Source organism: Streptomyces sp. NPDC047042, assembly GCF_040644035.1.
In the GTDB taxonomy this organism is placed as follows: Bacteria; Actinomycetota; Actinomycetes; order Streptomycetales; family Streptomycetaceae; genus Streptomyces.
The window spans coordinates 17,674-28,375 of sequence record NZ_JBEYVP010000047.1 but is presented as its reverse complement, the minus strand read 5'-3'; the positions used below and the strand labels follow the sequence as shown (position 1 = coordinate 28,375).

The window sequence follows — 10,702 nt, the reverse complement described above, 5'->3', positions numbered from 1 at the left end:
TTCATCCCCCGAACGCCTGCCCCTTCAGCTGATCGACCGACCGGATCAGCAGCGACTGACGTCCCGTCACAATCCAGCCCCGTCCCCGCCATTGCTCCAGCACCCGGCTCACCGTACGCCGCGAGCTGAGCACCAGCCCCGCCAGATCGTCCTGCGAGAGCGGCAGGCTGATGCGTACGCCGGTGCCGTCCGGGTCGGGATGCCCGCAGCGTTCGGCCAGGTCTAGGAGGAGCGCGGCGAGGCGCACCGGGACCGGTTCGGTGATGCCGGTGCGCTGGAGGTCGGCCTCGCGCAGCCGCCCGGACAGGGTCTGTTCCAGCGCCGCCGCCACTCCGGCGCTGGCACGGGCCAGCGCCTTGAAACGGACGGCGGGCAGCTGCAGCAGGTCGACCGTCGTCGCCGTGAGCAGGGAGGCGGAGCGGCGCCTGCGCTCCAACCCCGCCTGCTCGCCGAGGAGTTCACCGGGGCCGCGCAGGGCGAGCAGCGCCCGGTAGCCGGCGTGCGACTGCGCGACGACCTTGACCCAGCCGCGCAGCAGCACCACCAGATGGTCGGAGTCCTCCCCCTGCGCCAGGAACTGTTCGTCGGCGGGCAGAGTCACCCGGGTCGCGACCCGCAGCAGGGCATCCCGGTCGGCGGGGTCGAGAGCCTCCCAGAAGGTGGCCGGACGGCGGCTGTCGGTGCCCGACTCGGCCATGGAGCGCCCCCGGTCCAGGTGTGCGGCTGTGCCGTGCTGTGCCTTGTTGCGATGTGCCGTGCTGTGGAGCAGAGGATATGTCGGCCGTACCCGTCAGTCGACGGTGCCGGGATCTTCAGACGGTGGCCCAGTCCTTCAGCGCGGCCTTGGTCGCGAAGTCGGCGACGTTCGTGTCGACCGGGTCGTCGGTGTACTGGTGGAAGGTCCAGTCGGCCTTGATGCGGGGCTTGCCGGCCGAGACGTAGTCGGCGATCCACAGCCCGTCGCCCGCGTAGGAGGTCGTGTCGACGTTGAGCCAGTAGTTCCGGTTGCAGTAGAGGACGACCCGGTTGTCCGGCCGCAGCTTCTTCAGCTTGCGTATGAAGCTGTCCTTCTCGGCGTTCGACGCGTGGGTGCCCTCGCCCGTCGTCTCCCAGTCGACGGCGAGGATGTCGCCCGGCCTGTCCGGGGCCTTGCCGACGAAGTACTCGGCCTGGGCGGTCAGATTGCCCGGCCACAGGAAGTGGTAGAAGCCGACCACACAACCGGCGTCGCGGGCCCGCTTGGTCTGGGCCGCGAGCTTGGGATTGACGTACGAACGGCCCTCGGTCGCCTTGACGAAGACGAAGGAGAGGCCGTCCGTGTCATAGGTGGAGGACTGGTACGCGCTCACGTCTATGCCGCGCAGCATGGGGTGCTCCCTGAAGTGCCGGTGGGGGGGACAGGAGTTCAACGCTTACCCACCTTCGCACAGGGAATTCACTGCTGCGGGTACGAGAGCCCCTGCCCGAGACCACCGTCGACCGGCAGACGCGCGCCCGTGGTGTAGGTGGCGTCGACAGCCAGATACAGGGCCGCGCGTGCCACCTCGTCGACCTGGCCGTGCCGCTTCATCGGGGTGATTTCGTCGCCGAGGGCCATGAATCCGGCCTTCTCCTCCGCGCTCAGCCCGGGGATCCCCATGCTCGGGGTGTCGATGAAACCGGGGCTGACGGCGTTGACGCGGATATTGCGCGGCAGCAGCTCCGCGGCGAAGACCTGGGTGAAGGAGATCAGCGCGGCCTTCGTACCTGAGTAGACGCTCATGCCCGGCGTGCCACCGTGGTCGGCGATGGAGCTGGTGAAGACGATCGACCCGCCGTCCCTGACGAGCGGCACGAGGCGCTGGACGACGAAGAAGGCACCCTTGGTGTTGAGGCCGAACTGACGGTCGTACGACTCCTCGGTGACGAACTGGAGCGGTTCCAGGACGGCCGTGCCGGCGTTCACGAACAGGTGGTCGACGTGCCCGAGCCTTTCCTCGACGGTTCTGCCCAGCGCGTCGATGGCGCCGAGGTCGGCGGCGTCGGACCGGACGACATGTGCGTCGACGCCGAGGGCGGCCTTGGCCTCCTCGATGTTCTTCTCGTTGCGGCCGGTGACGAGAACCTCGGCGCCGCCCGCGACCAGGGCCTTGGCGATCGCGAGGCCCATGCCGTGCGTACCGCCGGTGATCACGGCTTTCCTGCCCGTGTGAACACTCATGGGTTGTCCTTCTCCTTCGATGGTCGGTCAGCCCTGCTTGAAGGCCTCGACCAGGCTGGCCAGGCTGTGGTTGCCGAAACCCTGTGCGACGCGACGCTCGATCAGCGTCTGGATCGAGGTCGAGAGGCCGCTGTCGAGGCCCAACTGCCTGCTCGTGGCGACCAGATGTTCGATCGCGGCCCTGTTGGCGTCGAGGCTGGAGACCTCGGTCTCGAAGCTGTCCGAGTCGATCTCACGGGCGCTCTGCGCCAGCGCCGGGCTGATGACATGCTCGATCCAGCCGGCGGCGAACGGCGTGAAGGCCTCCGCCGAGACCCCGGCCGACTGGACGAGCGCCACGGCGTGGAAGTAGCCCGCGAGGCTCGACCACAGCAGCGACAGCAGACCGAGGTCGTAGACCATCGCGACCCCGGTGTCCTCGCCGAGGTACACACCCGTGCCGGCGAGCGGCTTCAGCAACTCCTCGTGCCCGGCGAACAGTTCCTGCGGGCCGGCGTAGAAGATCAGGGCCTGGGGCAGGCCGATCATCTGCGGTACGGCCATGATGGCGCCGTCCAGATAACGCACCCCGTGCCGCTCCGCCCAGTCGGCGGCGGCCCGGGCGTCCTCGGGGGTGCCCGAGGTGAGGTTGACGACGACCTTGCCCTTGAGCTCGTCGGCGGCATCGGCGAACAGCCCGTTCAGCACCTCGTACGTGGAGACGCAGGCCACGATGACCGGGCTCGCCGCGATCGCCTCCCTGACGCCGGGGGCGGCGACCGCGCCCTGCGCGACGAGCGCGTCCGCCCTGTTCGCGGAACGGTTCCAGACGGTGGTGCGGTTGCCGTTCCGTACGAAGGCGGTGGCCAGGGCGGTGCCCATCATCCCCAGGCCGAGGACGGTGACCGGACTTTGGTTGCTGCGCGACACGGATATCTCTTTCCATCGGCCAACAGTGGAACTCGCTTCCGGCAGCGTGCCGGGGAGGAATCTCGCCGCGTCCATCGACCGCTCACCGGCCGGTAATCGGGAGCAAGTAGCTGGTTTTTGCGATCTGTATGATCGCTGTGTAGATCCGGCACGGAACAGGAGAGCTGTTTCTGCGCCCGCCGACCACACGCTGGGGGAGCCATGTGGTTCAAGATGTTGGGCCCACTCGAGGTCGTCGCAGACGGACAACAGCTCGCTCTCGGGGGAAGCAAACAGCGCGCGACGCTCGGCTACCTGCTGCTCCATCCCAACCAGACGGTTCCCATCAGCAGACTGCTGACGGCCCTGTGGAGCGTCGAAGAGGCGCCGATGACCGCCCGCAAGATCCTCCAGAACGCCGTCTGGGGCCTGCGGCGCACGCTCGCCACCGGGGAGACCGCCCAGGCGCCGGTGACACTGCGCACCCAGGCCCCCGGTTACTCCCTCGACGTCACCCCCGACCACATCGACCTGCACCTCTTCCACCGGTGGGCGAAGGAGGGGCGTTCCCGCCTCGCGGCCGGTGAACCCGACCGGGCGGCACGGCTGCTGAGCGACGCCCTTGAGCTGTGGCGCGGCCCCGCCCTGGCCGACCTCACCGAAGTCGGCCTGCTGTGGCCCGAACTGACCGCCCTGGAGAACGCGCGACTGGACGCGCTCGAAGACCTCTTCGAGGCCCAACTCGCCTGCGGACGCCACTACGCGGTGCTGGCCGAACTGGAGTCGATGGTGGAGAGCGAGCCGTTGCGCGAACGCGCCTGCGGCCAGCTCATGCGCGCTCTGTACCGCTGCGGGCGCCAGGCCGACGCGCTCGGTGTGTTCAACGGGCTGCGCGCCATGCTGGTCGAGGACCTGGGCCTCGAGCCCAGCCGCGAACTCCAGCAGCTCCAGCAGGCGATCCTCACCCACGACCCCGGCCTCCACCTCACCCCGGCACCGGCCGACCCGACCGCGCGCCGGGTAGCGATGCCCCCGGTCGTGGCGTCGCCGCTCCCGCCGTACGCCCTCCGGCCCGCACCCGGTGCCCTGTTACCGCCCGTGGCACAACTCCCCACCCGCGCCTCGGACCGTGCACGCGGCTCAGTCCCCGCACCGCCCCGCCTCGCGCGGACCGCCCCGGCAACCTCCCGGTTCACCCCTTCACCGCTCCCCGCCCCCACCTCCCTCTTCCCGGCTCCCGAACGCGTTCCCGGCCTCGGGGGCAGTGCCGGCGAGACCTTCTCCGCCGAGCGCGAGAAGGTCAGCCTGCTGCTCGTCAGAACCGAACTCGGCCCGGCCCAGGGCGACTACGACGCACTGGACGTCACGATGGGCAGGCTCGGCAGCGTCGTCCAGCAGGAGATCGAACGCTTCGGCGGCGCCGTCGTCTCCTCGATGGGCGACATCACCCTCGGTCTCTTCCCCACCGACCCGAACGGTGAGGAGCACGCGCTCCAGGCGGCGCGCGCCGCCGACGCCCTGCGGAGGACCGTGCCCGGGACCACCGCCGGCACGAGCCTCCGCGCAGTGCCGAGTGCCGTCGTGATGACGGGGGAGGTGCTGGTGAGCCGACGACCCGGAGGCACGCCGCCCAGGGTCAACGGCGCGCTGGTGCAGGACTGCGGGCCCCTGCTTGCTCTGGCCGCCCCCGGCGACGTCCTGGTCTGCGAACGCACCAGAAACAGGACCGAGGAGCACTTCTCGTACGAGGAGATCGCCGGCCTGCCCGCCCGCTGGAGGCTGCTGGAGGAACTCGAGTCCCGTTCCGCCGTCGACGACGACCCGGCGGGGACCAGTGAGGACGACTCCTCGCACCGCCGGGAACTCGAGCTGCTCCAGAGCGTGATGATCCACAGCAGCCGCTGGTCGCAGCCGCATCTGATCACCGTACTGGGCGACCACGACGCGCCCCGCCGCCAAGTGCTCCACGAGCTGGCCCGTATCGCCGACGAGGAACTCTCCGAGGCCCAGGTACTGACCTGGAACGGCGAGGACGCCGCCGAGTCGGGCCCGTACGGCCTGCACCGGATGGTCCTCTCCACGTTCGCCGGAGTGACGGAGTCGGACCAGCCCTGGACGGTCCGCACCAGGATCAGGGCTGTCATCCAGCGCCTGACCACCGAAAAGAGCCGAGCCAACCGGATCTCCGCCCGCTGCGCCTCGCTCTTCGAGGCCATGAACCGCCCCCGGTCGTGGTCGGGCGGCGACGAGTGGACGGACGTATGGCAGCACTTCCTGGAAGCCGCCGCGCAGGACGGGCCGATCGTCCTGATCGTCGACGACCTGCACCTCGCGGACACGGCCGCCGTGGAACTCGTCGGTCTCCTGGCCCAGCTCCCCGGCCGTATTCCGCTCACCGTCATCGTCGGCGCGACACCGGAACTCCTGTGCAACCTCGACTGGTCCCCGGGGAAGCGTTTCGCCACCGTGGTGATGCTGGACGAGCCGACCGAATCACTCACCCTCGTTCGCGACAGCGCGTGACGGGGGAGGGCACCGGCCGGTCATGGTCGGCAACGGCTCACGGGAGCACGCCGCCGCCATCCCCGCCGTAATCGTCGCTGTTGCTGTTGCTGTTGCTGTTGCTGTCGCTGTTGCTGTCGCTGTCGCTGTCGTTCTCGTCCGGGACGAGATGGACGGCCGCCTCCTCGGCGGAGGCCGCGCCGCCGTCGATGCCCACGTCGTGGGCGAACAGCTCCTTCTCGGTGTCCTCGTGCGCTCCCTCGTCCGGGGCCACGAGGCGCCCCGCCCGATCTCTGCCCACCTCGTCGTCCCGGGGCTCGCCCGCCCCGCCCGGGAGATCCCCCACGCCGTCGTCGGCCACGGTCCACTCCGACGCCGTGTCCGGACGTTCCTCGGCCAGCCTCTGATCCAGGCTCTCGCCCTCGCGCTGCTCCCGCGCCGTCGTACCCGGGTGCTCCACCGCAAGCGGACGCTCGGGCGGTGACCAGCCTTCCTCGTAGGGGTCGCCGGCCCGGTCGGTGAGGGTGTCCTCCTGGTCGAGAACACCCTCGTCCTCGCGGTCGTCGGGACCCGAGGGCTGGTAGACCTCGTCCCCCATGACGTCGTCGTGGTTCTGGCTCCCCATGGCGGACGCACCTCTCGGCCGGTTACAACGGGTTCACGTGCAGGCACCCGGGTTTCCAGGTGGGCCGTGTCCACACTTCCGGTGTGGCGGCGATCAGTAGGTGGGGGAGGGGCAGGGCGCGGTGGAAGCCTGCGTCGAGGGCATGGCGCCGGACCTCGAGTGCGCGAGTGAAGGTGTCGTCCTCGGTGCGGAGGTAGTCGAAGGCGTGGAGCCAGGTGCTGATCCGTGTCGCTTCTGAGCTGTCCCGTGCGGAGTGGATCATCTCGTACTCGGTGGACCGGCACACGGCGAGGAGGTAACGCTCGTGGAGGGGCTTGAGCACCTCCTTGACGCTTGGTTTCGCCCAGCAGCAGGCCTGATGGCGGGCCCCCGACCGTCGGGAGGCGCTTCAGGTTGACTCCTGGTCCGGCTGCGGGTAGCCGATCTCGGAAATGTCCTGGGCCAGGCCGGTCAAGCTGACCTCAGGGTTCAGGGATGACACCAGCTCCGGACTCAGCGGTCGCAAGGCATACACCTGGCTCACGGCCCCCAGGTCCACGGGAACCTCGTAGTAGTCCTCGGCGAAGCGCTGGAACGCTTCTGGAGAACGGTCGACCAGGAGCTCGAACAGGCCCGTCGCTCCGTCGGGATCGACAGCGCGATCGGGGAAATCGATCGTCCCGTGATGCCACCGCTCGTCCGTCGCTCCCCGCCACAAGCAGGCCGTCACGACAGGGACGCCGTCCTCGTCAGTGAACGCCGGCTCCTCGACGAAGCGCTTGAAGAGCTCGGGGACCTCGTCGATTACTCCCGGCCAGGGTTCGCCGTCATTGCCATATGGGCTCATCGGCGATTCATGGTCGAAGCCACGTATATAAACCCCGGCAGTCGAGAACACGATGGAGTATTCGTCTCCCGACCCGTTGCGCATCGACGCCATCTCCTCGCCGTCGGCCCAATCGGCGTTCATGGAGTAGTGCCTGTCCGCCCAGTCCGGGCTGAGGATCGCATCGAGCATCGCCAGCGAACGGCACAGGTCCCGTAGGTCGGCGATGGCGGGGAGTTGGCGAGCTACGTCATGGACAGTCATGTGCCCCATCCAATCCGATGCCAGTGACAGCCGGGCCACCGCCGGGAACGTCGCGAAACACCCCGTTCCCCTATGCGTGGCACTGGTCCGCAGAGCTCAGCCGACCGGCCCCCTCATCGCGTCCGGCTCCACCGCTGGCTCGAGCAGCGACAGCGTCCGCCGCTGCGCGTCGAGGCCGACGTGGATGCCGACCGGCATCGGTAGATTCGGGCCGGCATGCCCGAACTCGACGTTGCCCAGGACCGGGATGTCACGGTCGCCGAGGACGTCGAGGACGATCTCGGGCAGAGTGGGGGACGCGCCGGGCTCGAGTCCACTGATCTCGCGCGGAACCCCCACGACCATGCCGGAGATCCGGTCGAGGATGCCGCAGTGCCGCATCACCTGCAGGTAGCTCCACACGTGCGACGCCATGCCGCCCGTCTCCTCCCAGAACAGCACCGCACCGTCGAACCAGTCCAGCGGCAGCGCGAAACGCGTCGCCTGCGCCAGCACGATGCGGTTGATCACCCCGCCGATCAGCCGGCCCTCGGCACGTCCAGGACGCCAGCACTCCCACGACGGGCCCGCAGGCAGCGCACCGATCGCCTCGGTACCGGTCAGCAACCTGGAGTAGAGCTTCTCGAGTTCCGCTCGGCGCGCCACGGGCGCGGACTGCCAGTGGCCACCGAAGCCGGGGACGGCCATGTCGGCGTGGAACCCGACCAGCCCCGTGCGTGAATAGAGCACCAGATGCAGCAGCGAGATGTCGCTGTAGCCGACGATCGGCTTGGGGTCGGCCCTGATCGCCTCGACGTCGATCAGGTCGAGGTAGCCGAGCGTGGTCTGGCCGCCGTCACTCGCGACGATCGCGCGCACCTCAGGATCCCGCAGAAGACCATTGAGCTCCCCGGCGATCTCCGTCGGCGTGGCCGCGCTCCACCAGTGGCGGCGTCCTGCTTCGAGCAGCGGAGCCCGGCGCACGCGGAATCCCATCCGCTCGAGCGCGACCACCGCCTGCTCGAGGTTGGGCTCGTAGGCGGCCGGCAGCGGACCGGACAGCGATGCGATGACAACGAGATCTCCGGGCCTCAGAGCACGCGGCCGAAGCAGTTGAGGCAGTGCGGAAATGGTCATGGCGTCAGTGTCACCGGTGTCATGGGCGGGATCACACGACTTTCGCCCGCCCCAGGTGCCGACGGTCAGCGCGGCGGAGGCTGTTCGATCCTGCCGCCCCGATGAGGGGTGGGGATGTAGTCCTTGGCGCCGGCCGGGAGGGAGTCGAGGCACGCAGGGGAGCAGGCGTTGACCAGGAGGGGCAGGACGTCGGTCGCCACCACCCGGGAGAGCCACGCCTGGTGCGGGCCCGTGGCCGCGATGGGCCCCGTACAGACACTGCAGGTGCGGGCCGCCGTGGTGCCCCAGCGGGCGGGATCCAGGCTGCCGAGGTCCAAGGCCGTGTCACCCGGCGGGAGGAGCCGCGGGAACGGCGGCCGGTGCTTGTAGTTGCCGTAGATCGCGCGCGTGCTCACCGTGCTGTCCACCAGCCGAGCGCACCGCGTGATCTCGTACGGGAACCAGTGCAGGCGTCCCGAGGTGTAGGGGCTGAACTCCTCCAGGCTCGTCAATTCGCCGATCTCCGGAGGTATCCGGACCAGGTTGCTTCCGTACAGCACCAGGCTCCGGACCGCCGTCAGCCGCCCGATCGACGCGGGCAGCGTCACGATCTGCCTGCGCTCCTCGATGCTCAGCTCGATCAGCGGGCGGAACTCCTCCCGGCCGTCGGCCGCCGCCTCTTCGATCAGCTCCAGCAGCCGGAGCCAGCCAGGCGCACTGGTGTCCTGGATCTCGGCGTGGAAGGGCGCCGTCGCGCCGGGCGGACTCACCCGGACCTGGCTTAAGCAGTCGCAGCGGTCCTGCGGCACCCCGGGCCGGGAGTCCACCGCCTCGGGAAAGCGGTTCGGGAAGACCTGGGCGGGCTGTTGTTCGCCGGGCAGTTGTTCGTCCGTCATGGAGCAACGATAGTCAGGGCCCATCCCCTCAGCACTCGATGATGTTCACCGCAAGCCCACCCCGAGCCGTCTCCTTGTACTTGACGCTCATGTCGGCCCCCGTCTCCTTCATCGTCTTGATGACCTTGTCCAGGGACACCTTGTGCGAGCCGTCCCCCCGCATCGCCATCCGTGCCGCCGTGACCGCCTTCACCGCGGCCATGCCGTTGCGCTCGATGCACGGGATCTGGACCAGGCCGCCGACCGGATCGCAGGTCAGGCCGAGATTGTGCTCCATGCCGATCTCGGCCGCGTTCTCGACCTGCTCGGGGCTGCCGCCCAGCACCTCCGCCAGCGCGCCCGCCGCCATCGAGCAGGCCGAGCCGACCTCGCCCTGGCAGCCGACCTCCGCGCCGGAGATGGACGCGTTCTCCTTGAACAGCATGCCGATCGCGCCGGCGGCGAGCAGGAACCGGACCACGCCGTCCTCGTCGGCACCCGGCACGAAGTTGAGGTAGTAGTGCAGGACCGCCGGGATGATGCCCGCAGCCCCGTTCGTCGGGGCGGTCACGACCCGGCCGCCCGCCGCGTTCTCCTCGTTCACCGCCATCGCGTACAGCGTGATCCACTCCATCGCGCGGGCCAACGGCTCGCCCTCTGCCCGGAGTTGGCGGGCGGACATGGCCGCGCGCCGGCGGACCCGGAGTCCGCCCGGCAGGATGCCTTCTCGGGACATCCCGCGCGACACGCACGCCTGCATCACGCGCCAGATGTCCAGCAGCCCGGCGCGGATCTCGTCCTCGGTGCGCCAGGCCCGCTCGTTCTCCAGCATCAGCGCGGAGATCGACAGACCCGTCTCCTTCGTCAGGCGCAGCAGCTCGTCGCCCGTACGGAAGGGGTACTTGAGGGCCGTGTCGTCGAGCTTGATCCGGTCCGCGCCCACCGCGTCCTCGTCGACGACGAATCCGCCGCCCACCGAGTAGTACGTCTTCGAGAGGAGTTCGGCGCCCGTGGCGTCGTACGCCCACAGGGTCATGCCGTTCGCGTGGTAGGGGAGGGTCTTACGGCGGTGCAGGACCAGGTCGTCGTCGAAGGAGAAGGCGATCTCGTGGGTGGCCAGCAAGTTGAGCCGGCCCGACTCCTTGATCTGCTCGACCCGTTCGTCCGCGCCCTCGACGTCCACCGTGCGCGGTGAGGCGCCCTCCAGGCCGAGCAGCACCGCCTTGGGGGTGCCGTGGCCGTGGCCGGTCGCGCCGAGCGAGCCGTACAGCTCCGCGCGGACCGACACCACCGCGCCGAGGACATCCTCGTTGCGCAGTCGGCGGGCGAACAGCCGGGCCGCCCGCATCGGGCCGACCGTGTGGGAGCTGGACGGGCCGATGCCGATCGAGAACAGGTCGAAGACCGAGATGGCCACGAGGACTCCTCCAAAGAGGGCGGGGGCACGC

11 protein-coding genes are annotated in these 10,702 nt (G+C 69.5%); 1 reads left to right on the top strand and 10 read right to left on the bottom strand.

Annotated elements, in window-relative coordinates:
- Nucleotide 1: 1 nt before the first annotated feature.
- The 4 genes from ABZ855_RS39985 to ABZ855_RS39970 all read right to left on the bottom strand — a co-directional run bounded on the left by ABZ855_RS39985 (nt 2) and on the right by ABZ855_RS39970 (nt 3,109).
- Nucleotides 2-697, bottom strand: coding sequence for a Crp/Fnr family transcriptional regulator (locus ABZ855_RS39985; protein ID WP_360816024.1), 696 nt, complete (start codon nt 695-697; stop codon nt 2-4).
- A gap of 115 nt (nt 698-812) precedes the next feature.
- Entirely contained in the window at nt 813-1,367 is a 555-nt protein-coding gene (locus ABZ855_RS39980) for a glycoside hydrolase family 25 protein (protein WP_360816022.1), read from the bottom strand.
- Between the two features lie 68 nt (nt 1,368-1,435).
- A complete protein-coding gene (locus ABZ855_RS39975) occupies nt 1,436-2,200 on the bottom strand; it encodes an SDR family oxidoreductase (RefSeq protein ID WP_360816018.1) in 765 nt (254 codons plus the stop codon).
- A 27-nt stretch (nt 2,201-2,227) separates the two neighbouring features.
- Nucleotides 2,228-3,109 (bottom strand): NAD(P)-binding domain-containing protein, encoded by an 882-nt coding sequence (locus ABZ855_RS39970; RefSeq protein ID WP_360816015.1) that lies wholly within the window; start codon nt 3,107-3,109, stop codon nt 2,228-2,230.
- 213 nt (nt 3,110-3,322) lie between these two features.
- Here ABZ855_RS39970 and ABZ855_RS39965 point away from each other — a divergent pair, with 213 nt between their 5' ends.
- Nucleotides 3,323-5,611 (top strand): BTAD domain-containing putative transcriptional regulator, encoded by a 2,289-nt coding sequence (locus ABZ855_RS39965; RefSeq protein WP_360816012.1) that lies wholly within the window; start codon nt 3,323-3,325, stop codon nt 5,609-5,611.
- A gap of 37 nt (nt 5,612-5,648) precedes the next feature.
- Here the strand turns inward: ABZ855_RS39965 and ABZ855_RS39960 are convergent, their stop codons facing one another.
- The 6 genes from ABZ855_RS39960 to ABZ855_RS39935 all read right to left on the bottom strand — a co-directional run bounded on the left by ABZ855_RS39960 (nt 5,649) and on the right by ABZ855_RS39935 (nt 10,671).
- Nucleotides 5,649-6,215: a DUF5709 domain-containing protein gene (locus ABZ855_RS39960; protein WP_360816009.1), complete on the bottom strand. Its 567-nt coding sequence runs from the start codon at nt 6,213-6,215 to the stop codon at nt 5,649-5,651.
- Between the two features lie 22 nt (nt 6,216-6,237).
- Nucleotides 6,238-6,537: a hypothetical protein gene (locus ABZ855_RS39955; protein ID WP_360816006.1), complete on the bottom strand. Its 300-nt coding sequence runs from the start codon at nt 6,535-6,537 to the stop codon at nt 6,238-6,240.
- Nucleotides 6,538-6,603: 66 nt separating this feature from the next.
- Nucleotides 6,604-7,284 (bottom strand): hypothetical protein, encoded by a 681-nt coding sequence (locus ABZ855_RS39950; RefSeq protein ID WP_360816003.1) that lies wholly within the window; start codon nt 7,282-7,284, stop codon nt 6,604-6,606.
- A 96-nt stretch (nt 7,285-7,380) separates the two neighbouring features.
- Entirely contained in the window at nt 7,381-8,400 is a 1,020-nt protein-coding gene (locus tag ABZ855_RS39945; RefSeq protein ID WP_360816000.1) for a S66 peptidase family protein, read from the bottom strand.
- Between the two features lie 65 nt (nt 8,401-8,465).
- Nucleotides 8,466-9,275, bottom strand: a complete 810-nt coding sequence (locus ABZ855_RS39940; RefSeq protein ID WP_360815997.1) for a leucine-rich repeat domain-containing protein — start codon at nt 9,273-9,275, stop codon at nt 8,466-8,468.
- A gap of 28 nt (nt 9,276-9,303) precedes the next feature.
- On the bottom strand, nt 9,304-10,671 hold the full coding sequence (locus ABZ855_RS39935) for an L-serine ammonia-lyase (RefSeq protein ID WP_360815994.1): 1,368 nt from the start codon (nt 10,669-10,671) through the stop codon (nt 9,304-9,306).
- Nucleotides 10,672-10,702 lie beyond the last annotated feature (31 nt).

Bases quoted from the DNA above. Each gene is read 5' to 3' on its own strand.
- ABZ855_RS39975 (WP_360816018.1), bottom strand. From the start codon at position 2,200: ATGAGTGTTCACACGGGCAGGAAAGCCGTGATCACCGGCGGTACGCAC.
- ABZ855_RS39950 (WP_360816003.1), bottom strand. From the start codon at position 7,284: ATGACTGTCCATGACGTAGCTCGCCAACTCCCCGCCATCGCCGACCTA.
- ABZ855_RS39980 (WP_360816022.1), bottom strand. From the start codon at position 1,367: ATGCTGCGCGGCATAGACGTGAGCGCGTACCAGTCCTCCACCTATGAC.
- ABZ855_RS39945 (WP_360816000.1), bottom strand. From the start codon at position 8,400: ATGACCATTTCCGCACTGCCTCAACTGCTTCGGCCGCGTGCTCTGAGG.
- ABZ855_RS39960 (WP_360816009.1), bottom strand. From the start codon at position 6,215: ATGGGGAGCCAGAACCACGACGACGTCATGGGGGACGAGGTCTACCAG.
- ABZ855_RS39965 (WP_360816012.1), top strand. From the start codon at position 3,323: ATGTTGGGCCCACTCGAGGTCGTCGCAGACGGACAACAGCTCGCTCTC.
- ABZ855_RS39985 (WP_360816024.1), bottom strand. From the start codon at position 697: ATGGCCGAGTCGGGCACCGACAGCCGCCGTCCGGCCACCTTCTGGGAG.
- ABZ855_RS39940 (WP_360815997.1), bottom strand. From the start codon at position 9,275: ATGACGGACGAACAACTGCCCGGCGAACAACAGCCCGCCCAGGTCTTC.